This is a genomic window from Streptococcus oralis subsp. dentisani (assembly GCF_002096615.1).
Taxonomy (GTDB): Bacteria; Bacillota; Bacilli; order Lactobacillales; family Streptococcaceae; genus Streptococcus; species Streptococcus oralis_U.
The window spans coordinates 109,605-135,595 of sequence record NZ_NCUX01000032.1 but is presented as its reverse complement, the minus strand read 5'-3'; the positions used below and the strand labels follow the sequence as shown (position 1 = coordinate 135,595).

General features: G+C 42.4%; 27 protein-coding genes and 1 tRNA gene. 25 read left to right on the top strand and 3 right to left on the bottom strand.

The genetic code is table 11. The annotated features are described in order from the left end of the window. The first annotated feature begins 42 nt into the window (after positions 1 to 42). The 10 genes from B7708_RS05790 to pflA all read left to right on the top strand — a co-directional run bounded on the left by B7708_RS05790 (position 43) and on the right by pflA (position 9,751). A complete protein-coding gene (locus tag B7708_RS05790; RefSeq protein ID WP_084974417.1) occupies positions 43 to 1,347 on the top strand; it encodes a hypothetical protein in 1,305 nt (434 codons plus the stop codon). A 4-nt stretch (positions 1,348 to 1,351) separates the two neighbouring features. After that, positions 1,352 to 2,224: a 16S rRNA (adenine(1518)-N(6)/adenine(1519)-N(6))-dimethyltransferase RsmA gene (rsmA, locus tag B7708_RS05785; RefSeq protein WP_084974415.1), complete on the top strand. Its 873-nt coding sequence runs from the start codon at positions 1,352 to 1,354 to the stop codon at positions 2,222 to 2,224. Between the two features lies 1 nt (position 2,225). Then, a complete protein-coding gene (gene rsgA / locus B7708_RS05780; protein ID WP_084974413.1) occupies positions 2,226 to 3,104 on the top strand; it encodes a ribosome small subunit-dependent GTPase A in 879 nt (292 codons plus the stop codon). A gap of 10 nt (positions 3,105 to 3,114) precedes the next feature. Further along, the gene (rpe, locus tag B7708_RS05775; RefSeq protein WP_084974411.1) at positions 3,115 to 3,771 is read left to right on the top strand and encodes a ribulose-phosphate 3-epimerase; all 657 of its coding nucleotides are present in this window, start codon (positions 3,115 to 3,117) and stop codon (positions 3,769 to 3,771) included. Then, positions 3,734 to 4,396 carry a thiamine diphosphokinase gene (locus B7708_RS05770; protein WP_084974408.1) on the top strand — a complete coding sequence of 221 codons (663 nt, stop codon included), beginning with the start codon at positions 3,734 to 3,736 and terminating at the stop codon, positions 4,394 to 4,396. The genes rpe and B7708_RS05770 overlap by 38 nt, the downstream gene beginning before the upstream one ends. 1 nt (position 4,397) lies before the next feature. Continuing rightward, positions 4,398 to 5,654, top strand: a complete 1,257-nt coding sequence (locus tag B7708_RS05765; protein WP_084974406.1) for a DNA recombination protein RmuC — start codon at positions 4,398 to 4,400, stop codon at positions 5,652 to 5,654. Next, positions 5,644 to 6,585, top strand: a complete 942-nt coding sequence (locus tag B7708_RS05760; protein ID WP_070567750.1) for a 3'-5' exoribonuclease YhaM family protein — start codon at positions 5,644 to 5,646, stop codon at positions 6,583 to 6,585. Before B7708_RS05765 ends, B7708_RS05760 begins: the two co-directional genes overlap by 11 nt. A gap of 104 nt (positions 6,586 to 6,689) precedes the next feature. Next, entirely contained in the window at positions 6,690 to 7,517 is an 828-nt protein-coding gene (gene purR / locus B7708_RS05755; RefSeq protein WP_002874197.1) for a pur operon repressor, read from the top strand. 66 nt (positions 7,518 to 7,583) lie between these two features. Further along, positions 7,584 to 8,840, top strand: a complete 1,257-nt coding sequence (locus tag B7708_RS05750; protein ID WP_084974404.1) for a diaminopimelate decarboxylase — start codon at positions 7,584 to 7,586, stop codon at positions 8,838 to 8,840. A 116-nt stretch (positions 8,841 to 8,956) separates the two neighbouring features. Further along, positions 8,957 to 9,751 (top strand): pyruvate formate-lyase-activating protein, encoded by a 795-nt coding sequence (gene pflA / locus B7708_RS05745; protein WP_084945769.1) that lies wholly within the window; start codon positions 8,957 to 8,959, stop codon positions 9,749 to 9,751. A gap of 74 nt (positions 9,752 to 9,825) precedes the next feature. On the opposite strand, the gene yidC is transcribed toward pflA, so the two are convergent. Then, positions 9,826 to 10,746 carry a membrane protein insertase YidC gene (yidC, locus tag B7708_RS05740; RefSeq protein WP_084974770.1) on the bottom strand — a complete coding sequence of 307 codons (921 nt, stop codon included), beginning with the start codon at positions 10,744 to 10,746 and terminating at the stop codon, positions 9,826 to 9,828. A gap of 77 nt (positions 10,747 to 10,823) precedes the next feature. Beyond that, a complete protein-coding gene (locus tag B7708_RS05735; RefSeq protein WP_001174621.1) occupies positions 10,824 to 11,102 on the bottom strand; it encodes an acylphosphatase in 279 nt (92 codons plus the stop codon). A gap of 33 nt (positions 11,103 to 11,135) precedes the next feature. On the opposite strand from B7708_RS05735, the gene B7708_RS05730 reads away from it, so the two are divergent. From B7708_RS05730 to B7708_RS05680, 11 genes are all read left to right on the top strand, one after another. After that, the gene (locus B7708_RS05730) at positions 11,136 to 11,876 is read left to right on the top strand and encodes a TrmH family RNA methyltransferase (protein WP_084974401.1); all 741 of its coding nucleotides are present in this window, start codon (positions 11,136 to 11,138) and stop codon (positions 11,874 to 11,876) included. Positions 11,877 to 11,931: 55 nt separating this feature from the next. After that, positions 11,932 to 12,615, top strand: a complete 684-nt coding sequence (locus B7708_RS05725) for a Bax inhibitor-1/YccA family protein (protein WP_084974399.1) — start codon at positions 11,932 to 11,934, stop codon at positions 12,613 to 12,615. 108 nt (positions 12,616 to 12,723) lie between these two features. After that, the gene (gene asnA / locus B7708_RS05720) at positions 12,724 to 13,716 is read left to right on the top strand and encodes an aspartate--ammonia ligase (protein ID WP_061598746.1); all 993 of its coding nucleotides are present in this window, start codon (positions 12,724 to 12,726) and stop codon (positions 13,714 to 13,716) included. 64 nt (positions 13,717 to 13,780) lie between these two features. Continuing rightward, positions 13,781 to 14,320, top strand: coding sequence for a 16S rRNA (guanine(966)-N(2))-methyltransferase RsmD (gene rsmD / locus B7708_RS05715; RefSeq protein WP_084974397.1), 540 nt, complete (start codon positions 13,781 to 13,783; stop codon positions 14,318 to 14,320). Next, positions 14,310 to 14,798: a pantetheine-phosphate adenylyltransferase gene (coaD, locus tag B7708_RS05710; protein WP_084974395.1), complete on the top strand. Its 489-nt coding sequence runs from the start codon at positions 14,310 to 14,312 to the stop codon at positions 14,796 to 14,798. The genes rsmD and coaD overlap by 11 nt, the downstream gene beginning before the upstream one ends. After that, complete coding sequence (locus B7708_RS05705; RefSeq protein ID WP_084974393.1) at positions 14,782 to 15,819, top strand: SepM family pheromone-processing serine protease; 1,038 nt, start codon at positions 14,782 to 14,784, stop codon at positions 15,817 to 15,819. The genes coaD and B7708_RS05705 overlap by 17 nt, the downstream gene beginning before the upstream one ends. A gap of 55 nt (positions 15,820 to 15,874) precedes the next feature. Further along, positions 15,875 to 16,105, top strand: a complete 231-nt coding sequence (locus tag B7708_RS05700) for a DUF1146 family protein (protein ID WP_009444432.1) — start codon at positions 15,875 to 15,877, stop codon at positions 16,103 to 16,105. A gap of 23 nt (positions 16,106 to 16,128) precedes the next feature. After that, the gene (murA, locus tag B7708_RS05695) at positions 16,129 to 17,409 is read left to right on the top strand and encodes a UDP-N-acetylglucosamine 1-carboxyvinyltransferase (RefSeq protein WP_000411896.1); all 1,281 of its coding nucleotides are present in this window, start codon (positions 16,129 to 16,131) and stop codon (positions 17,407 to 17,409) included. Next, on the top strand, positions 17,399 to 17,590 hold the full coding sequence (locus B7708_RS05690) for a DNA-directed RNA polymerase subunit beta (RefSeq protein ID WP_000791880.1): 192 nt from the start codon (positions 17,399 to 17,401) through the stop codon (positions 17,588 to 17,590). Before murA ends, B7708_RS05690 begins: the two co-directional genes overlap by 11 nt. 40 nt (positions 17,591 to 17,630) lie before the next feature. Then, positions 17,631 to 18,455: a DNA/RNA non-specific endonuclease gene (locus B7708_RS05685; protein ID WP_084974391.1), complete on the top strand. Its 825-nt coding sequence runs from the start codon at positions 17,631 to 17,633 to the stop codon at positions 18,453 to 18,455. A gap of 140 nt (positions 18,456 to 18,595) precedes the next feature. Beyond that, positions 18,596 to 19,927 carry a hemolysin family protein gene (locus B7708_RS05680; RefSeq protein WP_084974389.1) on the top strand — a complete coding sequence of 444 codons (1,332 nt, stop codon included), beginning with the start codon at positions 18,596 to 18,598 and terminating at the stop codon, positions 19,925 to 19,927. 137 nt (positions 19,928 to 20,064) lie between these two features. Here B7708_RS05680 and B7708_RS05675 read toward each other — a convergent pair. Further along, positions 20,065 to 20,135: transfer RNA gene (locus B7708_RS05675), tRNA-Cys, on the bottom strand. 304 nt (positions 20,136 to 20,439) lie between these two features. Between B7708_RS05675 and B7708_RS05670 the strand changes: the two genes are divergently transcribed. The 4 genes from B7708_RS05670 to B7708_RS05655 all read left to right on the top strand — a co-directional run bounded on the left by B7708_RS05670 (position 20,440) and on the right by B7708_RS05655 (position 25,984). Continuing rightward, positions 20,440 to 22,419, top strand: a complete 1,980-nt coding sequence (locus tag B7708_RS05670) for a peptide ABC transporter substrate-binding protein (protein WP_084974387.1) — start codon at positions 20,440 to 20,442, stop codon at positions 22,417 to 22,419. Between the two features lie 66 nt (positions 22,420 to 22,485). After that, positions 22,486 to 23,982 (top strand): ABC transporter permease, encoded by a 1,497-nt coding sequence (locus B7708_RS05665; RefSeq protein ID WP_084974385.1) that lies wholly within the window; start codon positions 22,486 to 22,488, stop codon positions 23,980 to 23,982. Continuing rightward, a complete protein-coding gene (oppC, locus tag B7708_RS05660; protein WP_084948444.1) occupies positions 23,982 to 24,908 on the top strand; it encodes an oligopeptide ABC transporter permease OppC in 927 nt (308 codons plus the stop codon). The genes B7708_RS05665 and oppC overlap by 1 nt, the downstream gene beginning before the upstream one ends. 8 nt (positions 24,909 to 24,916) lie before the next feature. Further along, the gene (locus B7708_RS05655; protein ID WP_084974383.1) at positions 24,917 to 25,984 is read left to right on the top strand and encodes an ABC transporter ATP-binding protein; all 1,068 of its coding nucleotides are present in this window, start codon (positions 24,917 to 24,919) and stop codon (positions 25,982 to 25,984) included. Positions 25,985 to 25,991 lie beyond the last annotated feature (7 nt).

The following is a 25,991-nucleotide window of genomic DNA, read 5'->3' as shown; positions in this document are numbered from 1 at the left end:
TGTTAAAATGAAGGTAGTGTATTTAAGTTAATAGGAGGCTGTATGAAAAATAAGGATGGTAAATTATTGTTGAGTTTTGCTGCAGTCGGAGTTGTGATTGTTGGTATTATTTTATATATGAATAATCTTTTTGAGGGTAAGAATTTAATTCTTAATAGTTTATCCCAAGGAGAAGTATTAGCGGGCATAGTTATTGCGTTGCCGACATTAGTTACTTGGAATCAAGCTATTGAACAAAGTAAAGAAAATAAGAAAAATACTGTGTCTGATAATGTTAGAGACACTGTGAAGTATTATGATAAGCAACTTACAGAACTTGTTGCAGATATTAGTAAGACCAAAGAGTTACCCTTTTATAAGGCGGGAAAAATTGAATATATCATTGATACGTATAATAAATTATTAAAGGAATGGAATGAGATATTAAAATTAGATATTTCTCTTGACTTTGTTCAAGTATTGTCTACAATTTGTTCAATAAAATATCCAAAAGGAATAGAGAATCCTGGGAATGAGTTGGCGGAGAACTGGAAATATAATTTGAGCACAGCACTGAAACCAGTTATGAGAGAAATAATATCTTTGAAAAAGGAAGAAATATTTGGTTCCAAGGAAGTTAAATATTTCAGTTATGTTGAATTTGGTGTTACTGGATATGAGATTGAAAAAGTAAAGTTTAAAGACAAAAGCTTTGTAGAGTGTACTTTTTCTGCTGATTTTTTTGCTTCAAATTCATTTGAAGCATGTGAATTTATCAACTGTAGTATCAGTACTGGTGAGTTATCTGAACAAAAAGTGAAAGAATTACTAAGTGATAGTAATACGATTATAGGAACATTTAAAGACTCTAATGAGGATGATTTTGCTGAGCAATTTTATTCTACATCTGTTTCAGAATATGGAACTGTATTTGATGCCCGAGAAGGGATTATAGCTGATAACTATATTTTAGGAAACAAGTTTTTTGAAATTGATTCTAAGTCAGAAAATAGGGAAGAAATTTATAAGGATATTATTAATGGGTTGGTATCGTACGGCATAGGAGTTGATGAAAAAAGAAATAACAAAAAAATAAGTATCAGTAAAAATTATATAACGGAGGAAAATAAATCCGGCTATATTGCTGGAAGTTTATTCTCTGGTTGGAATAGTCTATTTTCAGAGAAAATACAAAAGTCTAATAATTTCAAATATTATATATTTTGTATAAAGAATGAAAATGTTTATAATACAATAGTTTTTGAAAATGATAGCTTTACTAGATTTTTAAAGAAAAAGAATATAGATAAGGCAGGAAAGTATAATTTTTATTTTACTGGTTTTAATAGTAATGTGGGAAAAGAGTAGATAAATGAGAATTGCAGATTATAGCGTGACCAAGGCAGTGCTGGAGCGTCACGGTTTTACTTTTAAAAAGTCCTTCGGGCAAAATTTCCTGACGGATACTAATATCCTTCAAAAAATCGTGGATACAGCTGAAATTGATGACCAGGTTAATGTCATCGAAATCGGGCCAGGGATTGGTGCCTTGACAGAATTTTTGGCTGAGCGTGCGGCTCAAGTCATGGCTTTTGAGATTGACCACCGATTAGTGCCAATCCTAGCAGATACTTTACGTGATTTTGACAATGTGACAGTAGTCAACGAGGACATTCTCAAGGTCGATTTGACGCAACATATCCAGAATTTCAAAAATCCTAATCTGCCAATTAAGGTAGTGGCTAACTTGCCATACTATATCACGACGCCTATTCTCATGCACTTGATTGAAAGTGGCATTCCATTTAGTGAGTTTGTCGTCATGATGCAAAAAGAAGTGGCGGATCGCATCTCAGCACAGCCAAATACCAAGGCTTATGGTAGTTTGTCTATCGCTGTGCAGTATTACATGACAGCCAAGGTTGCCTTTATCGTGCCTCGTACGGTCTTTGTGCCAGCCCCAAACGTGGACTCAGCCATCTTGAAAATGGTGCGCCGTCCAAATCCAGCGGTAGCAGTGGAAGATGAGAACTTCTTCTTTAAGGTTTCCAAGGCTAGCTTCACTCATCGTCGCAAGACCTTGTGGAACAACTTGACAGGCTACTTTGGGAAAACTGATGAAATCAAGGACAAACTGACCAAGGCCTTGGACCAAGCAGGCTTGTCTCCATCTGTGCGTGGTGAAGCTCTCAGCTTGGCAGAATTTGCCAGCCTAGCAGATGCGCTTAAAGGACAAGGACTCTAAGATGCAGGGACAAATCATTAAAGCCTTGGCAGGCTTCTACTATGTGGAAAGTGATGGTCAAGTCTATCAGACACGTGCGCGTGGGAATTTCCGTAAAAAAGGCCATACACCCTACGTTGGGGATTGGGTAGACTTTTCTGCGGAGGAAAATTCAGAAGGTTATATCCTCAAAATTCACGAACGGAAAAACAGTCTGGTTCGTCCGCCTATTGTTAATATTGACCAAGCTGTGGTGATCATGTCGGCTAAGGAACCGGACTTCAATAGCAATTTACTGGATCGTTTCTTGGTTCTTTTAGAACACAAGGGCATCCATCCTATCGTTTATATTTCCAAAATGGACTTGCTGGAAGATAGAGGAGAACTGGATTTTTATGAACAGACTTATGGTGATATCGGCTATGACTTTGTGACTAGTAAAGAGGAACTCCTGCCTTTGTTGACAGGAAAAGTGACGGTCTTTATGGGGCAGACAGGTGTTGGAAAATCAACCCTTCTCAATAAAATCGCACCGGACCTCAATCTTGAAACAGGAGAAATTTCAGACAGTCTGGGTCGCGGTCGTCATACCACTCGAGCTGTTAGTTTTTACAACCTCAATGGGGGTAAAATCGCGGACACGCCAGGATTTTCATCGCTGGATTATGAAGTGTCAACGGCTGAAGACCTCAATCAGGCCTTTCCAGAGATTGCCAGTGTCAGTCGAGACTGCAAGTTCCGTACTTGTACCCATACCCATGAGCCGTCCTGTGCGGTTAAGCCGGCTGTCGAAGAAGGAATCATTGCAACCTTCCGTTTTGACAACTACCTGCAATTTCTCAGTGAGATTGAAAATCGCAGAGAAACCTATAAAAAAGTCAGCAAAAAAATTCCAAAATAAGGAGAAACCTATGTCTCAATACAAGATTGCTCCGTCAATTCTGGCAGCAGATTATGCCAACTTTGAACGTGAAATCAAACGCCTAGAAGCAACTGGGGCAGAGTATGCCCATATCGATATCATGGACGGTCACTTTGTACCGCAAATCAGTTTTGGTGCAGGGGTGGTTGAAGCTCTTCGCCCTCATAGCAAGATGGTCTTTGACTGCCACTTGATGGTATCAAATCCTGAGCATCATCTAGAAGATTTTGCGCGCGCAGGTGCAGACATCATCAGTATCCATGTAGAAGCAACGCCTCATATTCATGGAGCACTTCAAAAGATTCGCTCTCTTGGTGTCAAACCTTCGGTTGTCATCAATCCTGGGACACCTGTGGAGGCGATCAAGCACGTGCTTCACCTAGTTGATCAAGTCTTGGTCATGACAGTGAATCCTGGCTTCGGTGGTCAAGCCTTTCTGCCTGAAACCATGGACAAGGTTCGTGAGTTAGTTGCCCTTCGCGAGGAAAAAGGTTTGCACTTTGAAATTGAAGTCGATGGTGGTATTGATGATCAGACCATTTCTCAAGCTAAAGAAGCTGGTGCGACCGTTTTTGTAGCAGGATCCTATGTCTTTAAGGGAGATGTCAATGAACGAGTGCAAACTCTCAGAAAACAATTGGACTAGGGTTGCCGTTTTTGCAGGTGGAGACCGTGGTCATTATCGGACGGATTTTGATTGCTTTGTCGGTGTGGATCGAGGATCGCTCTGGGTCTTGGAAGAAGACTTGCCTCTTACTCTAGCGGTTGGAGATTTTGATTCTGTCACTGCAGAAGAGCGTTTCTTGATTCAAAAACGTGCCAAACATTTTGTTCAAGCCCAGCCAGAAAAGGATGATACGGATCTGGAATTGGCTCTCTTAACCATCTTTGAGCAAAATCCCCAGGCTCAGGTGACTATTTTTGGGGCTTTGGGTGGTCGTATTGACCATATGCTGGCTAATGTCTTTCTGCCTAGCAATCCCAAGTTGGCACCCTATATGCGCCAGATAGCGATTGAGGATGGGCAAAATGTGATTAGCTATTGTCCAGAAGGGACCAGTCAGCTAGAACCCCGTTCAGACTATGATTATCTAGCCTTTATGCCAGTTCGGGATAGCCAGCTGACCATTATCGGAGCCAAGTACGAATTGACAGAGGAAAATTTTTTCTTTAAAAAAGTGTACGCTTCTAACGAATATATAGATAGGGAAGTTTCGGTGACTTGCCCAGATGGTTATGTCGTCGTGCTACATAGCAAGGACAGGAGGTAGGATGGAGACTGTATTATTACTATTATTAATTGTCAACCTAGCTGGACTCTTTCTGATTTGGCAAAGGCAGGATAAGCAAGACAAGTACCTAGCCAAGAGTTTGGAGGATCAAGCAGACAATCTTTCAGATCAACTGGATTATCGCTTTGAACAAGCCAGACAAGCCAGTCAGCTGGATCAAAAAGATTTGGAAGTGGCTGTCAGCGACCGTTTGCAAGAAGTGCGAATGGAGTTGCACCAAGGCTTGACGCAAGTTAGACAGGAGATGAACGAGAATCTCCTCCAAACCAGAGATAAGACCGACCAACGCCTCCAAGCCCTGCAGGAATCAAATGAGCAACGTTTGGAACAAATGCGCCAGACAGTCGAGGAAAAGTTGGACAAGACCTTGCAGACGCGCTTGCAGGCTTCCTTCGAGACAGTTTCCAAGCAACTGGAGTCTGTCAATCGTGGTCTGGGAGAAATGCAGACAGTTGCCCGTGATGTCGGAGCTCTCAATAAGGTTCTCTCTGGAACCAAGACACGAGGAATTCTGGGCGAATTGCAACTGGGGCAAATCATTGAAGACATCATGACACCTGCCCAGTACGAACGAGAATACGCAACGGTTGAAAACTCTAGCGAGCGAGTAGAGTACGCCATCAAGTTACCTGGCCAAGGCGACCAAGAATATGTCTACCTACCGATTGACTCCAAGTTTCCACTGGCGGATTATTATCGCCTAGAAGAAGCCTATGAAGCAGGCGATAAGGACGAAATCGAACGTTGTCGCAAGTCACTCCTAGCTAGCGTCAAGCGCTTTGCCAAGGATATCAAGAGCAAGTATCTAGCGCCACCTCGGACGACCAATTTTGGAGTTTTGTTTGTTCCGACAGAGGGACTCTACTCAGAAATCGTCCGCAATCCGGTCTTCTTTGATGACTTGAGACGGGAGGAGCAGATTATTGTCGCAGGTCCAAGTACCCTATCAGCCCTGCTTAACTCTCTATCAGTTGGCTTCAAAACTCTCAATATCCAAAAGAGTGCTGACCATATCAGCAAGACCCTAGCTAGTGTCAAGACCGAGTTTGGCAAGTTCGGAGGCATTCTGGTCAAGGCACAAAAACATCTCCAACATGCCTCTGGCAATATTGATGAATTATTAAACCGTCGTACTACAGCTATCGAGCGGACGCTCCGTCACATTGAGTTATCAGAAGGTGAGCCTGCGCTTGATCTACTCCATTTCCAAGAAGATGAGGAAGAATATGAAGATTAGTCACATGAAAAAAGATGAGCTGTTTGAAGGCTTTTACCTGATTAAGTCAGCTGACCTGAGACAGACGCGTGCTGGGAAAAACTACCTAGCCTTTACCTTCCAAGACGATAGTGGCGAGATTGAAGGGAAACTCTGGGATGCCCAACCTCATAACGTTGAGGCCTTTACCGCTGGGAAAGTAGTCCACATGCAGGGACGTCGAGAAGTTTATAACAACACTCCTCAAGTTAATCAAATCACGCTTCGTTTACCTCAGCCTGGCGAACCCAACGATCCAGCTGATTTCAAGGTCAAGTCACCAGTCGATGTCAAGGAAATCCGTGACTACATGTCGCAAATGATTTTCAAGATAGAAAATCCTGTCTGGCAGCGTATCGTTCGCAGTCTCTACACCAAGTATGATAAGGAATTCTACTCCTATCCAGCTGCCAAGACCAACCACCATGCCTTTGAAACGGGTTTGGCCTATCATACAGCAACCATGGTGCGATTGGCAGATGCCATTAGCGAGATCTATCCTCAGCTCAACAAGAGCCTGCTCTATGCGGGGATTATGCTGCATGATTTGGCCAAAGTCATTGAGTTGACGGGACCAGACCAGACGGAGTACACAGTGCGAGGCAATCTCATCGGCCATATAGCCCTCATCGATAGCGAAATTACCAAGACAGTCATGGAACTAGGCATCGATGATACTAGAGAAGAAGTGGTGCTACTGCGCCATGTCATCCTCAGTCATCATGGCTTGCTGGAGTATGGAAGTCCGGTTCGTCCACGTATCATGGAGGCAGAGATTATCCATATGATTGATAATCTAGATGCTAGCATGATGATGATGTCAACAGCTCTAGCTTTGGTGGACAAAGGAGAGATGACCAATAAAATCTTCGCTATGGACAATCGTTCCTTCTATAAACCAGATTTAGATTAATAATTTAAGAAAAACGAGCATTTTTTACGCAATAATGTTCGTTTTTTTATGTGAATGTGGTATAATGGATAAAATATCAAAATTAAATGGAATGGTAAATAAAAATGAAATTAAGAAGAAGTGATCGGATGGTTGTCATTTCCAACTATTTGATTAATAATCCATACAAACTAACAAGTCTCAACACCTTTGCAGAAAAGTACGAATCTGCCAAATCATCGATTTCAGAGGATATCGTGATTATCAAGCGCGCCTTTGAGGAAATCGAAATCGGTCATATTCAGACTGTGACTGGAGCGGGTGGTGGTGTTATCTTTACACCATCAATCTCAAGTCATGAAGCCAAAGAAATGATCGCAGACTTGCGTGACAAACTTTCAGAAAGCGACCGTATCTTGCCAGGTGGCTATATCTACCTATCTGATTTGCTTAGTACGCCTGCCATTTTGAAAAATATTGGGCGTATCATTGCCAAGAGCTTTATGGACCAAAAAATTGATGCTGTTATGACAGTAGCAACAAAAGGTGTGCCACTCGCAAATGCGGTTGCCAATGTCCTCAACGTTCCATTTGTCATTGTGCGTCGTGACTTGAAAATTACCGAAGGTTCAACGGTCAGCGTCAACTATGTTTCAGGTTCCAGCGGTGACCGCATTGAGAAAATGTTCCTTTCAAAACGTAGCCTCAAGGCAGGCAGTCGTGTCTTGATTGTGGATGACTTCTTGAAAGGCGGCGGAACTGTCAATGGGATGATTAGTCTCTTGCGTGAGTTCGACTCTGAACTAGCTGGCGTCGCAGTCTTTGCAGACAATGCCCAAGAAGAACGTGAAAAGCAGTTCGATTACAAGTCACTCTTGAAAGTAACCAATATTGATGTTAAGAACCAATCCATCGATGTCGAGATTGGAAATATATTTGACGAAGACAAATAAGAGATAGAACTAAAGGTTGGAACGATTGTCCCAGCCTTTCTTTGCAAACAGAATAGAAGGAAGCTTATGAAAACACCATTTATCAGCCGTGAAGATTTAGAAACAATTGTTGCAGAGTTCCCGACTCCCTTCCACTTGTATGACGAGAAGGGGATTCGTGAAAAAGCAAGAGCAGTCAACAAAGCCTTTTCTTGGAATAAGGGATTCAAAGAATATTTTGCAGTTAAGGCCACTCCAACACCAGCTATCTTGAAAATCCTCAAAGAGGAAGGTTGTGGTGTGGACTGTTCTAGTTATGTGGAGCTCCTGATGAGCCATAAACTTGGGTTTGCAGGCTCTGAGATTATGTTCTCTTCAAACAATACGCCAGACCAAGAGTATGCCTATGCGCGTGAATTAGGCGCAACAATTAACTTGGATGCCTTTGAAGACATTGAACATCTGGAGCGAGCGGCAGGCATTCCAGAAATCATCTCTTGTCGTTACAATCCTGGTGGTGTTTTTGAATTAGGAACAGATATCATGGACAATCCTGGGGAAGCCAAGTTTGGCATGACCAAGGACCAGCTTTTTGAAGCCTTTGCGATTTTGAAGGAAAAAGGAGCCAAGATCTTTGGGATTCATTCCTTCCTAGCATCCAATACCGTCACCCATCTCTACTATCCAGAGTTGGCTCGTCAGCTTTTTGAATTGGCTGTTGAAATCAAGGAAAAGTTGGGTATTTCGCTAGATTTTATCAATCTTTCTGGCGGTATTGGTGTCAACTATCGCCCAGACCAGGAGCCAAATGATATTGCTATGATTGGTGAGGGCGTGCGAAAGGTTTATGAAGAAGTCCTTACGCCAGCAGGTCTTGGTCAGGTTAAGATTTTCACCGAATTGGGTCGCTTTATGTTAGCCCCTCACGGAGCTTTGGTCACAAGAGTCACTCATAAGAAAAAAACCTACCGTACCTATCTAGGTGTGGATGCATCAGCAGTCAACCTCATGCGCCCAGCCATGTATGGAGCCTATCACCATATCACCAATCTGACTCATCCAGATGAACCTGTTGAGGTGGTAGACGTGGTCGGTTCACTCTGTGAAAACAATGATAAATTTGCAGTGAACCGCGAACTACCTCATACAGAAATCGGTGATTTGCTAGTGATTCATGATACAGGTGCACATGGATTCTCCATGGGTTACCAGTACAATGCCAAACTACGCTCGGCAGAAATCCTTTATACTGAAGAAGGCAAAGCCCGCCAAATCCGCCGTGCAGAGCGCCCTGAGGACTATTTTGCAACCTTGTATGGCTTTGATTTTGAACTCGATCATTAAAAAATGAAAATGAAAGTGAAAAACAGATTGCTTTCTAAAAAATAGACAAAAATCTTGTTTTTCCCTCAAGTCGTGATATAATAAAACTATAAAACGGTTTCAAGGAAGGTGACGATATGTCTGAAGAAACAATTGACTATGGACAAGTGACAGGAATGGTGCATTCGACAGAGAGTTTTGGGGCGGTAGATGGCCCTGGGATTCGTTTTATTGTCTTTTTGCAGGGCTGTCACATGCGTTGCCAGTACTGTCATAACCCTGATACATGGGCTATGGAGACCAATAAATCACGTGAACGGACAGTAGACGATGTCTTGACAGAAGCCCTTCGTTATCGTGGTTTCTGGGGAGACAAGGGAGGAATCACTGTCAGTGGTGGAGAGGCTCTCTTACAGATTGATTTCTTGATTGCCCTCTTTACCAAGGCTAAGGAAAAAGGAATCCACTGTACCTTGGATACCTGTGCCCTTCCATTCCGTAACAAACCACGTTATCTCGAAAAGTTTAATAAACTCATGGCTGTGACAGATTTGGTTCTCTTGGATATCAAGGAAATCAACGAAGAACAGCACAAGATTGTCACAAGCCAAACCAATAAAAACATCTTGGCCTGTGCCCGGTACTTATCAGATATTGGGAAGCCTGTTTGGATTCGCCATGTGCTGGTTCCGGGATTGACAGACAGAGATGACGACTTGATCGAACTCGGTAAATTCGTCAAAACCCTCAAAAACGTTGACAAGTTTGAAATCCTACCTTATCATACGATGGGAGAATTCAAGTGGCGTGAACTAGGAATTCCTTATTCGCTCGAAGGAGTCAAACCTCCCACAGCAGACCGTGTCAAGAATGCCAAGGAATTGATGGATACAGAAAGCTACCAAGACTACATGAAACGTGTTCATGGATAAAAAGAAGCCTGATGGAGACATCGGGCTTTTGTGATGCATAAAAAGCCTAGCCTTTCAGCTAAGCTTTTTGAGTCTTATCTAGATCGTTGTTTGCCAGAGTTGCGGTTTTTCTTTTTCTTATTGGTTGTGATAGCCTGAGGCTGCTTAGGAGTCACATCTTTTCTTGCACCTGCAGAAGGGCTGACTTTCGGAGGGTTCTTTTCGTATTCTTCACGTACTTTTTGACGAAGTTTTGGACGAACGACATAGTTGACGATAAACTGTTGGAGAATCATCATGAAACCACCGACAACCCAGTAAAGTGTTACACTGGCTGGTGAGAAGAGGGAGAAGATAACAATCATGAGTGGGCTCATGTAGATCATTTTCTTAAGTTGTTCTCTTTGCATCTCATCTTCTACTCCATGAAGCGAGAGGAGAGATTGGATGTAGTAAAGAATACCTGCAAAGGCTACGAGGAGCATGCTTGGTGAGCCTAGTTCGATACCGAGAAAGCTAGATCCTGCGACCCCTTCAGTATGTTGGGCTGCAAAGTAGATAGCAGAGAAGAAAGGCATTTGGAGCAAGATAGGGAAACATCCGACGCCTCCTAGCATGCTGATACCATGTTCTTTTTGGGCGGCAAAGAGAGCTTGTTGAGCCTCAAGTTTTTCTTCCTGAGTTGTTGCCTCTTTGAGACGTGTTTGGTGTGGCTCAAGGACGTGCTTGAGGGCGTTCATCTTTTCAGAGTGAAGTGTCGCCTTCCATGATTGGTAGATACCAAGTGGCAAGATAATTAAGCGCACGATAATGGTTACGATGATAATCCCCATCCCAAAACCAAGTCCCATATCATTAGCAAAGTATTTGATGGCCTCTGCCATAGGCGCTCCGATGGTGTTCCAGATAAATCCAGTCGGTTCTCCAGTCGTTTTATCAACAGAAACACAGCCTGACAAGACGAGTAGCATAGCCACTCCCATAGCAGAGAGGGCAAAACGTTTAATAGATTTCAATGTTTTCATTCCTTCTTTAAAAATTATACCTTTCTATTCTACTGTTTTTTTGTAAAATATACAATAGTTCTCAAGACCTAATTTGCGACTTTGAAGTCTGAATAGGAGGAAAAGTTGCTCATTTGTACATCTAGATAGGTAACTTTTGAGAAAGGTGTAGGGCCTTTTCGGATTTCTTGGATAAATTTTGCCATGGTGGCAGAGGATTCTGCCTGAGCGAGAATTTCCACTGTGCCATCGTCATTATTCCAGACACGACCGGTGATGCCACCGATTTCAAGAGCTAAAGTATAAACACCCCAGCGAAAACCAACACCCTGCACCCTGCCTTGGGCAATCATTCTAACCTTTTGCATACTAAACCCCTTTGATTGTGTTATAATATTTCTATGACTATTATAACCTCAAAAGCCAATTCTGTGGTAAAAAATGCTAAGAAATTGCATCAAAAAAAATATCGAAAGTCTGCCTATTTGATTGAAGGTTGGCACTTATTCGAAGAAGCTGTTCGAGCAGGAGTGAGGATTGAGAAGATCTTTGCTCTGGAGAGTTATAGGGAACAGTTGGCTACTTTTCCTCAAACTGTCTGGGTTTCAGAGGAGATTTTGCGGGATTTGGCAGATACGCAAACCCCTCAAGGCATTGTCGCAGTTATTCAAAAAGCAGAAATGGGACAGCCTGATCTTCGTCAGGGTAAGTTTCTATTTTTAGAAGATGTCCAAGACCCTGGCAATGTGGGCACCATGATTCGGACGGCGGATGCTGCAGGTTTTACAGGGGTCATTGTTTCAGACAAGTCAGCGGATATATACAGTCTCAAGACCCTGCGTTCCATGCAAGGAAGTCATTTTCACTTACCCATCTATCGGATGTCTTTTGCTTCCTTTGTAGAAGAGGCAAAGAGGAGCAATTTGCCCATTCTGGCAACGACCTTGTCGAGAGATTCAAAGGATTATCGTGAGCTTTCTCCCCTAGAAGACTTTGTTTTAGTCATGGGAAATGAAGGACAGGGAATTAGTCCTGTCATGGCTGAGAGTGCTGATCAGCTGGTTCATATTGGAATGAAGGGCCGAGCAGAGAGCCTCAATGTTGCCATTGCCGCAGGCATTTTGATGTTTTATTTCAGCTAATTTATAAAAACTTTGTTATAATCAAGACATAGTTATAGAGAAAAGGAGAATCAGAATGAATCAAACAATTATTCAAGAACGTTCAGGTCTCAATCAATTTTACGCTAAGGTTTATGCCTTTGTGGGACTTGGGATTGGTCTGTCAGCTCTCGTGTCAGCTTTGATGTTGACGGTCTTTCAGACTCAATTGGTCTACTTTTTAATGCATGGTCGTCTCTGGTTGATGATTGCAACTTTTGCAGAACTTGGTCTGGTCTTTGTTGCGAGTAGCATGGCTGCTAAAAACAGTCCAGCAGCTCTCCCAGTATTTTTAATTTATTCTGTTTTAAATGGCTTCACACTTAGCTTTGTCGTAGCCTTCTATACGCCTGGGACTGTCTTATCAGCCTTTGTATCCAGCGCCCTTCTCTTCTTTGTCATGGCGGCAATCGGAATTTTCACTAAGAAAGATTTGAGTGGAATGGGACGTGCTCTGATGGCTGCGCTTGTTGGCCTCATCATTGCCATGATTGTGAATATTTTCTTGGCTAGTGGCTTCTTTGACTACATGATTAGTATTGCCATGGTTTTGGTTTTCTCAGGTTTGATTGCTTGGGATAACCAAAAGATTCGCTATGTTTATGAGCAGTCACGAGGACAAGTAGCGACAGGTTGGATCATCTCAATGGCGCTCAGCATCTACCTAGACTTTATCAACCTCTTCCTTAGCATCTTACGAATCTTTGGTCGAAACGATTAAAGAATTATAAAGTCAGTGTTCTAAAGAGCACTGACTTTTTCTTATTTACTCTTTCCTTTTCTTGAAAATAGGTGTATAATGCTTTTAATTAATTTTTTAGGAGTAGTTATGAAGAAAAGCTTTATTCATCAGCAAGAAGAAATTTCTTTTGTTAAAAACACCTTTACCCAGTATTTAAAAGATAAGTTAGAAGTTGTTGAAGTTCAAGGTCCTATCTTGAGTAAGGTCGGCGATGGGATGCAGGACAACCTGTCCGGTGTCGAACATCCAGTATCTGTCAAGGTCTTGCAAATTCCAGATGAAACCTACGAGGTCGTTCATTCACTTGCTAAATGGAAACGCCACACTTTGGCCCGTTTTGGTTTCGGAGATGGAGAAGGTTTGTTTGTCCACATGAAGGCTCTTCGCCCAGATGAAGATTCGCTGGATGCAACCCACTCTGTTTATGTAGACCAGTGGGACTGGGAAAAAGTGATTCCAAATGGACAACGCAATATCGCCTATCTCAAAGAAACCGTTGAAAAGATTTATAAGGCTATTCGTCTGACAGAGCTAGCAGTAGAAGCACGCTATGATATTGAATCTATCTTGCCAAAACAGATTACCTTTATCCATACGGAAGAGTTGGTGGAACGCTATCCAGATCTAACACCGAAAGAGCGTGAAAACGCAATCTGTAAAGAGTTTGGTGCAGTCTTCTTGATTGGTATTGGTGGCGAGTTGCCTGACGGGAAACCTCATGACGGCCGCGCACCTGACTACGATGACTGGACAACAGAGTCTGAGAATGGCTACAAGGGATTGAATGGGGATATCCTGGTTTGGAATGAACCTCTTGGCTGTGCCTTTGAACTTTCATCAATGGGGATTCGGGTAGATGAGGATACCCTTCGTCGCCAAGTGGCTCTTACAGGAGACGAAGATCGTCTTGAGCTGGAATGGCATAAGGCTCTGCTTAACGGCCTTTTCCCATTGACAATCGGTGGAGGTATCGGACAGTCTAGGATGGCCATGTTCCTTCTTCGTAAGAAACACATCGGAGAGGTTCAGACTAGTGTTTGGCCGCAAGAAGTCCGCGACACTTATGAAAATATCTTGTAGGGAATCGAACCGTAAGGTTCGGTTTTCTTTCTCTTTTTGCCTATAATTTGGTATAATAAACGGTATGAAAATCGTATCAGGAATCTATGGAGGGCGTCCTCTCAAGACGCTAGAAGGCAAGACGACTAGGCCGACATCAGATAAGGTGCGTGGAGCTATCTTTAATATGATTGGCCCCTATTTTGAGGGTGGACGTGTCTTGGATCTTTATGCAGGTAGTGGTGGCTTATCTATTGAGGCAGTATCACGTGGTATGTCCCATGCTGTCTTAGTGGAACGGGATCGAAAGGCACAAGCTATTGTCGCTGAAAATATCCAAATGACCAAAGAAGTTTCTAAATTTCAGCTCTTAAAGATGGAGGCTGAACGGGCCTTGGAGCAAGTGAAAGGTCCCTTTGACCTGGTCTTTTTAGACCCTCCCTATGCCAAGGAACAAATAGTTGCAGATATCGAAAAAATGGCAGAGAGAAATCTCTTCTCCGAAGAAATCATGGTTGTCTGCGAAACCGATAAGTCTGTAGAACTTCCGGAAGAAATCGCCTGCTTAGGCATCTGGAAGGAAAAAATATATGGGATTAGTAAGGTGACAGTCTATGTCAGATAAAATTGGATTATTTACAGGTTCATTTGATCCGATGACAAATGGACATCTGGATATCATTGAACGTGCCAGCAAACTCTTTGATAAGCTCTATGTCGGGGTGTTCTACAATCCCCACAAACAAGGCTTTCTCCCTGTTGAAAACCGTAAACGAGCAGTCGAAAAAGCGGTGGCGCATTTAGATAATGTAGAGGTGTTGGCTTCTCATGACCAGCTAGTCGTTGATGTTGCAAGAAGACTGGGGGCTAAAACCCTTATCCGTGGCTTGCGGAATGCTACAGACCTGCAATATGAGTCTAGTTTTGATTACTACAATCATCAACTGGCTCCAGAGATCGAGACTGTCTACCTACATAGTCGCCCAGAGCATCTCTATATCAGCTCTTCAGCTATAAGAGAACTTCTGAAGTTTGGTCAGGAGATTCAGCAATATGTCCCAAACAGTGTTGTGGAGGAATTAGAACATGAAGAAAAAAACTAGATGGCCCTTATATGTCATCCTAGCACTAGTAGTGACTTTTTTAGCCTTTGTAGTACCTTTACCTTACTACATAGAAGTTCCAGGTGGAGCGGAAGATATTCGTCAAGTTTTGAAAGTAAATGAAACAGAAGATACAGAATCAGGAGCTTACCAGTTTGTAACAGTCGGTATTCGACATGCAACCCTATCGCATCTTGTCTATGCTTGGCTGACTCCATTTACGGATATTAGAAGCGCTCAGGAGACAACGGGTGGCTCTACAGATGCAGAGTTTATGCGGATCAATCAGTTCTATATGCAAACATCCCAAAATATGGCTAAGTATCAAGGCTTAAAGACGGCTGGCAAGGATATCGAGCTCAAGTACTTGGGAGTCTACGTCTTGACCGTGACGGACAATTCAACTTTTAAGGGCATTCTGAACATTGCAGATACAGTGACGGCTGTTAATGATAAGACGTTTGATAGTTCCAAAGACTTGATTGATTATGTCAACTCTCAAAAACTAGGGGATCCAGTCAAGGTAACCTACGAAGAAGACGGAAGAGTCAAGACTGCTGAAGGTAAAATTATCACTCTCGAAAACGGGAAAAACGGGATTGGGATTGGTTTGATTGATCGTACGGAAGTGACCAGTGACGTTCCGATTCGCTTTTCAACAGCTGGTATCGGGGGGCCAAGTGCCGGTCTCATGTTTAGTCTCGCTATCTACACCCAAATTGCGGATCCAGGTCTTCGTAATGGTCGCATCGTTGCGGGAACTGGAACCATTGATCGCGATGGAAATGTTGGCGATATCGGTGGAATTGACAAAAAAGTAGTTGCAGCCTCTCGTCAGGGAGCCAACGTCTTTTTTGCTCCTGACAATCCAGTTACCGAGGAAGCAAAAAAAGCAGATCCCAATGCGAAAAGCAACTATGAAACAGCCCTAGAAGCTGCTAAAACAATCAAGACGGAGATGAAAATCGTGCCTGTAAAAACCTTGCAGGATGCGATTGATTACCTCAAAAAGAACCCCTAATTCGTAGAAAAATCGAAAACTAGCGCGCAAGCGGATAAGATGGTATAATAGTCAAATGGTTCAATTATTATTCACTCTAAGTAGTCATATGCTCTTTATCTATTTGAGTTTTTACCTTTTAAAGGATCTTGTGAGATGGGAAAAGGTTTTAAAAGTGACCGCTACTAACACAAAAAAAGTTCGTTTGTTGGTAGGCTTCTTTAGTATTGTGATGGGCTATATCTTGAGTTCATTCTTTATCAGTTTGTACCAACTGTGGCAAGAAGCACTTAGAGGACTATTATAAAATCAAAAGTAAAGGAAACAACTATGGAAAAAATTGTGGTTCAAGGCGGAGATAATCGTCTGGTCGGGAGTGTGGCCATCGAGGGAGCAAAGAATGCCGTCTTACCCTTGTTGGCAGCGACTATTCTAGCAAGCAAGGGTAAGACAGTCTTGCAGAACGTCCCTATCTTGTCAGATGTTTTCACCATGAATCAAGTGGTTCGTGGTCTGAACGCCAAGGTTGATTTTGATGAGGAAGCTCATGTTGTCGAAGTCGATGCGACGGGTGACATCACGGAGGAAGCTCCGTATAAGTATGTTAGCAAGATGCGTGCATCCATCGTGGTCTTGGGACCAATCCTTGCTCGTGTAGGCCATGCCAAGGTATCCATGCCAGGTGGTTGTACCATTGGGAGTCGTCCAATCGACCTCCACCTCAAGGGTTTGGAAGCTATGGGGGCCAAGATCAGCCAGACAGCTGGTTACATTGAAGCCAAGGCGGAACGCCTGCACGGCGCTCATATCTACATGGACTTTCCTAGTGTCGGCGCAACACAAAATCTGATGATGGCAGCAACTCTAGCTGATGGTGTGACAGTGATTGAAAATGCTGCGCGTGAGCCAGAAATTGTTGATCTCGCTATCTTCCTTAATGAAATGGGAGCCAAGGTCAAGGGAGCTGGTACCGAAACAATCACAGTGACTGGTGTCGAGGACCTCCATGGTACGACTCATACTGTAGTACAGGACCGTATTGAAGCTGGAACCTTTATGGTGGCAGCAGCTATGACTGGTGGAGATGTCCTCGTTCGTGATGCAGTCTGGGAACACAATCGTCCCTTGATTTCAAAACTACTTGAGATGGGTGTTGAAGTGACAGAGGAGTCAGAAGGTATCCGTGTTCGTTCTCAACTTGAAAATCTCAAAGCTGTTCATGTAAAAACCTTGCCACACCCAGGCTTCCCAACAGATATGCAGGCTCAATTTACAGCCTTGATGACTGTCGCAAAAGGGGAATCCACCATGGTGGAAACGGTGTTTGAGAATCGTTTCCAACATCTGGAGGAAATGCGTCGGATGGGCTTGCATTCGGAGATTATCCGTGACACAGCCCGTATCGTAGGAGGACAGGCTTTGCAAGGGGCAGAAGTTCTATCAACGGACCTTCGCGCTAGTGCTGCTTTGATTCTGACAGGTTTGGTAGCGCAAGGAGAGACAGTTGTCGGTAAATTAGTCCACCTTGATAGAGGTTACTACCGCTTCCATGAGAAGTTAGCTCAGCTAGGAGCAAAGATTCAGCGGATTGAGGTTAAGGATGAAGAATAAAAACATACGCTATGTACTCCGTCGCTTACTGTTGATTTTTATCGTACTCTTGCTGGGATTTCTGGCTTTAGGAATCGGCTTGATGATCGGCTATGGGATTCTAGGAAAGGGACAGGATCCATGGGCGATTTTGTCTCCAGCGAAATGGCAAGAATTGATTAGTAAATTTACAGGAAATTAGACTGGGAAACCAGTCTTTTTCTAAAGAAATAAGGAGAAAAATGGACAAAAAAACGAGACAGGCTCTGGTAGGGTTACTTATATTCTTACTCTTGGCTGCTGGAAGCTATTATATCAAGCAGATGCAGACAGCACCAAACACCCCTAGAACAAAGGTTAGTCAGAAAAAACAAGCTTCAGAAGCTCCTAGTCAGGAGTTGGCAGAAAGTGTCTTAACCGAGTCGGTCAAGAATCAAATAAAAGGTGGTCTAGAATGGAATGGGGCAGGTGCCTTTATTGTTAATGGTAATAAAACCAATCTAGATGCCAAGGTTTCTAGCAAACCCTATGCGGATAATAAAACAAAACCAGTCGGGAACGAGACCGTCCCAACTGTTGCCAATGCCCTCTTATCCAAAGCTACTCGTCAGTACAAAAATCGTGAAGAAACAGGCAATGGATCCACCTCTTGGACGCCACCAGGATGGCATCAGGTCAAGAATCTAAAGGGAACCTATACACATGCAGTTGATAGAGGACATCTGCTGGGCTATGCCTTGATAGGTGGTTTGGATGGTTTTGATGCCTCTACCAGCAATCCCAAGAACATTGCAGTCCAGACAGCTTGGGCGAACCAGGCGCAGGCTGAGGATTCGACAGGGCAGAACTACTATGAGAGTTTGGTTAGGAAAGCCTTGGACCAAAATAAGAGGATTCGTTACCGCGTGACACTCCACTATGCGACAAATGAGGATCTAGTTCCTTCCGCTTCACAAATCGAAGCCAAGTCTTCGGATGGAGAATTGGAATTCAACGTCCTAATCCCCAATGTTCAAAAGGGGATCCAGCTTGATTACCGAACAGGTCAAGTCACGGTGACAAACTAGAAACAATCTACAAAAGAACAAAAATCGCTCCTTTGTTTATCATACGATAAGGGAGCAATTGTATAAATTGGAAAATAATGTGATTCCTACGCTAATTTGTGATATAATGGAACACAAGATACTATTTTAGGAGAAGGACTATGGAAGACCCGAGCAGTCAGGATTTGTTACTGCAATTTGTACTTTTAGTTGTATTGACCTTTTTAAATGCCTTTTTCTCAGCTACAGAAATGGCGATGGTGTCACTAAACCGTGCCCGAGTAGAGCAAAAAGCAGAAGAAGGCGATAAACGCTACATCCGTTTGCTAAAGGTACTTGAAAACCCTAATCACTTTTTATCAACAATTCAAGTCGGTATCACCTTGATCACGATCTTGTCAGGGGCCAAATTGGCGGATACCCTTGGACAAGTGATCGCATCTTGGATGGGAAATAGTGAAACAGCTTACGCCATTGCAAGTTTCCTCTCTTTGGCAATCTTGACCTATATCTCCATTGTTTTTGGTGAGCTCTATCCTAAGCGGATTGCCCTCAATTTGAAAGATGCTTTGGCGATTCGAACAGCACCAATTATTATTGGTTTGGGAAAAATTGTCAGTCCCTTTGTCTGGCTGTTATCTGCTTCAACTAATTTGTTGAGCCGTGTGACGCCAATGACCTTTGATGATGCTGATGAAAAGATGACACGTGATGAAATAGAGTACATGCTCACCAATAGTGAAGAAACACTGGATGCAGATGAGATTGAAATGCTACAGGGGATCTTTTCTCTAGATGAACTAATGGCTCGTGAGCTAATGGTGCCCCGAACCGACGCCTTCATGGTGGATATTCAGGATGACAGTAAGGCGATTATCGAAAGTATTCTAAAGCAAAATTTCTCACGTATTCCCGTTTATGACGGTGATAAAGACAATGTGATTGGTTTGATTCATACCAAGCGTTTGCTAAACGCCGCCTATGCGGATGGTTTTGAAAATATTGTCTGGAAACGAATCCTCCAAACGCCACTATTTGTGCCTGAGACCATCTTTGTGGACGACCTCCTCAAAGAGCTTCGAAATACCCAAAATCAAATGGCGATCTTACTAGACGAATACGGCGGTATGGCTGGTTTGGTAACTCTGGAGGATCTCCTAGAAGAGATTGTCGGCGAAATTGATGATGAAACGGACAGAGCAGAAATCGAAGTCCATCAAATCGGTGAGGATACCTATATTGCACAAGGAACCATGAATCTTAACGACTTCAACGACTACTTTGGCGTTGAACTAGAAAGCGATGATGTGGATACTATCGCCGGTTATTATTTGACGGGTGTTGGTACGATTCCAACAACTGAGAAAATTAGTTATGAATTGGTCAGCCAAAACAAGCAGATTATCCTAACCAATGATAAGGTGAAAAATGGGCGCGTTACTAAGGTAAAAGTTCAAATCACAGAACTAGAACCCGAAGAAGAAACCGAGTAAAACAGTGATTTTCGTCACTGTTTTTTATTCGCCCCAAAAGATTTTCAAAGTTGTCCTTATTTGTCCGAAGAAAAAAACAAAAAAGCCCGATTTACGGGCTTTTCATTCGGTTAATTCCTGTTATTTCAGGTACTGAAAGGCGGTAGACGGATTTGAACCGACGATCAAGCTTTTGCAGAGCCGTGCCTTACCACTTGGCTATACCGCCTCAACGTTTAATATTATACCTTGAAAATGATTCTACGTCAATAGTTTCTTAATCGAAAATCCAATTTAGAAGATTGCCCTTTCTGATTGGATGGAAAAATGGGGAGAGAAAATCTGAAAATTAGGCTTTATAGAGCCTTAACTTCCCTTTTGATTCTATAGATAGCAAACAAAGAATAGAAAAATTTGATAAATGAAAGTTTTTTGTGGTTACACGCCTAAATATTCTGAAAATTCGTTTACTTTTTGAGAAATCTATGGTATAATTGGCAATAAGCCTAAATTTTTTAAGAGGAGTTACATACATGAAAAAAAGTAGAGTATTTGTTACAGCAGGGATTGCTTTGCTGGCAACTGGCGTTCTCGCTGCTTGTGGTTCTTCAAAATCATCTGATTCAACAGCTCCAAAATCCTATGGTTATGTTTATTCAGCTGACCCAGAAACATTGGATTACCTCATTTCAGGGAAACAAAGTACCAAAATTGCCACTTCAAATGGTATCGATGGTCTCTTTACAAATGATAAATATGGGAATTTGACTCCTGCAGTTGCAGAAGACTGGTCAGTCTCAAAAGATGGGTTGACTTATACCTACAAGATTCGTAAAGGTGTCAAATGGATGACATCAGATGGCGAAGAGTATGCTGAAGTGACAGCTAAAGACTTCGTAAATGGCTTGAAACACGCAGCTGATAACAAGTCTGAAGCACTTTATCTAGCAGAAGATTCAGTTAAAGGTCTAGCTGACTATAAAGCTGGAAACAATAAAGACTTTTCTTCAGTAGGTGTGAAAGCAGTTGACGATTATACACTTGAGTATACTTTGAACCAACCAGAACCATACTGGAACTCTAAGATGGCTTATTCAATCTTCTGGCCATTGAACGAAGAATTTGAAAAATCAAAAGGATCTGACTTTGCTAAAGCGACTGACCCTACATCATTGCTTTACAATGGACCATTCTTGCTGAAAGGTTTGACTGCTAAGTCTTCTATCGAGTTCGCTAAAAATGAACAATACTGGGATAAAGACAATGTTCATCTTGATAAAGTAACACTTGCTTACTATGATGGTTCAGACCAAGAGTCTATTGAACGTAACTTTACAAGTGGAGCTTATAGCTATGCCCGTCTTTACCCAACAAGTTCAAACTACTCTAAAGTAGAAGAAACCTACAAGGAAAATATCTTCTACACCCCATCAGGACCTGGTGTTGGTGGTTTGGGTGTGAATATTGACCGCCAAGGTTACAAATACACTTCTAAGACAACTGACGAAGAGAAGACTTCTACTAAGAAAGCCCTTCTTAACAAGGACTTCCGTCAAGCCTTGAACTTTGCCTTTGACCGTACGTCTTACTCAGCTCAAGTAAATGGTAAAGAAGGTGCTCCTCGTGCCGTTCGTAACCTCTTTGTAAAACCTGACTTTGTCTCTGCTGGCGAAAAAACTTTCGGTGACTTGGTGACTGATAAGATGGCTACTTACGGTGATGAATGGAAGAACGTAAACTTTGCTGATGGTCAAGATGGACTCTTCAACGCCGATAAAGCCAAGGCTGAATTTGCGAAAGCCAAAACAGCATTGGAAGCAGAAGGTGTAAAATTCCCTATCCATTTGGATGTTCCAGTAGACCAAACAGCTAAAAACTATATCGCACGTATCCAATCCTTCAAACAGTCCGTTGAAACAGTGCTTGGAGAAGACAATGTAGTCATCGATATCCAACAAGTTTCTAAAGATGAGTTTACTAATATTACCTACTATGCGGCGAATGCAGCAGCAGAAGACTGGGATCTCTCAGGTGGCGTTGGATGGAACCCAGACTATGAAGATCCATCAACTTACCTTGATATCTTGAAAACAACGAATGCTGAACAAACAAAAACATACATGGGTTACGAAGGTGCAGATAATGCTGCAGCAGCTCAAGTTGGTTTGAAAGAATACGATAAGCTAGTTGATGAAGCTGCTAAAGAAACAAGCGACTTGAATGTTCGTTATGAAAAATACGCGGCTGCTCAAGCTTGGTTGACAGATAGCTCCCTCATCTTGCCAGCTATGTCATCAACTGGTGCTGCACCATTCATTTCTCGTGTTGTACCATTCACAGCATCATACAGCCAGTCTGGAGATAAGGGCTCAGATGTATACTTCAAGTATATTCAGTTACAAGACAAGGTTGTAACCAAGGCTGACTATGAACAAGCTCGTGAGAAATGGCTCAAAGAGAAAAAAGAATCAAACGAAAAAGTTCAAAAAGAATTGGCTAATCACGTTAAATAAATAACTCTCAAGAGAACTTTCTCTCCATGAGGAGAAGGTTCTTTTGGGATTTTAAAAGGAAACGATATGAAGAAATATATTTTTATGCGTGTATTGCGTTCATTGGTGTCTATCTTCTTGGTGACAACCTTGACCTACACGATTATCTATACGATGGTTCCTCGAAAACTGATTTTCAAGCAGGATACCAACTATAACAAGATTGCAACGACGCCAGATAAACGGGATAACTATGAAAATACCGTTTATGAGCGGATGGGCTACATCGAGTACTACGATACCAAGGAGTTGCAAGAAAAAGCGAGCACAATGGACTCATCTGTAACAGTGGATGCCAATGAGACTAACAAGGCAATCTACGAAAAATACATCAACCAACTCGGTAATGGTTGGACACTCGGTGTATTCTCAGAAAGTGGTCAATTCTACGCTACGCGTGAAATTCCAATTTTTGAACGTGTTTTCAAATTTTACTCGAACTTGCTCGACATTGATCATACAAACAAGATTCAAGACCCTGAAAATCCAAACTTGGAACGTTATCTTCGTTTTGAAAATGACCCTGCTATCGGTTGGTCATTGGTGGGTTCAGGTACAAAACATAAATATCTTTTGTATTTCAATAATCAATTTCCATTTGTACACCAAAACTTTGTGAACATTAACTTGGGAGACTCTTACCCAACTTATGCAAACACACCAGTGCTTCAAGTTATCACGCAGGGGCAAGGACAAACCAAGACATCAGAAGTTCAATTCCCTACGGGTAAAAAGACTTCCTCTGTAGATATTTACTCTCGTACCTACAAGTCACCAAGTCAAGCAGATGCGCGTGAGGTAGCTAACTATGGTAAAGACGATCCATATACAGCTACAGAAAGCAATTATCAATATCCATCAATGATTGCAAGCTCGGCTGTTGCTGGTTTGATCGGTTTGGTTATTTCTTATGCGATTGCCATTCCTCTTGGATCTGCTATGGCTCGCCACAAGAATACTTGGATTGATAGCTTCTCGACAGGTGCTCTAACCTTCTTGCTTGCCCTTCCAACGATCGCTTTGGTTTACATCGTGCGCTTGATTGGATCATCTATTGGTCTGCCAGACTCATTCCCTATCTTGGGTGCTGGGGATTGGCGTTCCTATGTCTTGCCAGCAGTCATTCTAGGTTTGTTGGGAGCGCCAAGTACAGCTATCTGGATTCGTCGTTATATGATTGACTTGCAATCTCAAGATTTCGTTCGATTTGCTCGTGCAAAAGGACTGTCTGAAAAAGAAATTTCAAATAAACACATCTTTAAAAATGCCATGGTTCCTTTGGTTTCAGGTATTCCTGGTGCCGTAATCGGAGTTATTGGTGGTGCAACATTGACAGAAACGGTCTTCGCTTTCCCAGGTATGGGTAAAATGTTGATTGACTCTGTTAAGGCATCAAACAACTCAATGGTAGTTGGTCTTGTCTTCATCTTCACATGTATTTCTATCTTCTCACTCTTTGTAGGAGATATCTGGATGACCATGCTTGACCCACGTATTAAATTGACAGAGAAAGGAGGCAAATAATGTCAACAATCGGAAAAGAAAAATTTCAGTTCGTAAAACGTGACGATTTTGCCTCTGAAACAATTGACGCTCCTGCCTATTCATACTGGGGTTCTGTATTTAGACAGTTTCTAAAGAAAAAATCAACAGTCGTTATGTTGGGGATTTTGGTAGCCATTATCCTGATGAGCTTTATTTACCCAATGTTCTCAGATTTTGACTTTAATGATGTAAGTAAGGTCAATGACTTTTCTGCTCGTTTTATCAAACCAAACGCTGAACATTGGTTTGGTACAGACAGCAATGGTAAATCCTTGTTTGACGGGGTTTGGTTTGGGGCGCGTAACTCTATCCTCATCTCTGTCATTGCCACTTTTATCAACCTTGTGATTGGGGTTATTGTTGGTGGAATTTGGGGAATTTCAAAATCCGTTGACCGCGTCATGATGGAAGTTTATAACATTATTTCAAACATTCCATCTCTCTTGATTGTCATTGTCTTGACTTACTCGATTGGTGCTGGTTTCTGGAATTTGATTTTTGCCATGAGTGTGACAACTTGGATTGGAATTGCTTATATGATTCGTATCCAAATCATGCGTTACCGTGACTTGGAATACAACCTTGCTTCTCAAACACTTGGAACGCCAACCTTTAAAATCATCGTTAAAAACATCATGCCACAATTGGTATCTGTTATTGTTTCTACAATGACCTTGATGTTGCCAAGTTTCATCTCTTATGAAGCCTTCCTTTCCTTCTTTGGATTGGGATTGCCTGTAACAGTGCCAAGTTTGGGACGTTTGATCTCAGATTACTCACAAAACGTTACGACCAACGCTTACTTGTTCTGGATTCCGTTGACAACCTTGATCTTGGTATCCCTATCTCTTTTCGTTGTTGGTCAAAACCTAGCGGACGCTAGTGATCCACGTACACATAGATAGGAGTAGACATGACAAAAGAAAATAATGTAATTTTGACTGCTCGTGATATTGTCGTGGAATTTGACGTTCGTGACAAAGTTCTGACGGCTATCCGAGGAGTTTCTCTAGACCTGATTGAAGGGGAAGTTCTTGCCTTGGTAGGTGAGTCCGGTTCTGGTAAATCTGTTTTAACAAAAACCTTTACAGGGATGTTAGAAGACAATGGACGTATTGCCCAAGGAAGCATCGACTATCGTGGACAAGACTTGACTGCTCTTACTTCTAACAAGGAATGGGAGAAGATTCGTGGTGCTAAAATTGCGACCATCTTCCAGGACCCAATGACAAGTTTGGACCCAATCAATACAATCGGTAGCCAAATCACTGAAGTTATCGTTAAACACCAAGGGAAAACAGCTAAGGAAGCCAAAGAGATGGCAATCGACTATATGAACAAGGTCGGAATCCCAGATGCTGAAAAACGTTTTGAAGAGTATCCTTTCCAATATTCTGGAGGGATGCGCCAACGTATCGTTATTGCGATTGCCCTTGCGTGTCGTCCAGATATTTTGATCTGTGACGAGCCAACAACGGCCCTTGACGTAACCATTCAAGCGCAAATCATTGATTTGCTTAAAACCTTGCAAAATGAGTACCACTTTACCATTATCTTTATCACCCATGACCTTGGTGTGGTAGCAAGTATTGCCGATAAGGTGGCGGTTATGTATGCTGGTGAAATTGTAGAATACGGTACTGTTGAGGAAGTCTTCTACGATCCACGTCATCCATATACTTGGAGTCTCTTGTCTAGCTTGCCTCAGCTTGCTGATGATAAAGGGGAATTGTACTCTATCCCAGGAACACCACCATCTCTTTATACTGAGTTGAAAGGTGATGCCTTTGCCCTTCGTTCAGATTATGCGATGCAAATTGACTTTGAACAGAAGGCACCTAAGTTTTCAGTCACTGATACCCACTGGGCTAAGACTTGGTTGCTTCATGAGAATGCTCCTAAAGTTGAAAAACCTGGAGTCATTGCAGACTTGCATGACAAGATTCGTGATAAAATGGGCTTTGCTCATCTAGAAGACTAGGAGGAAG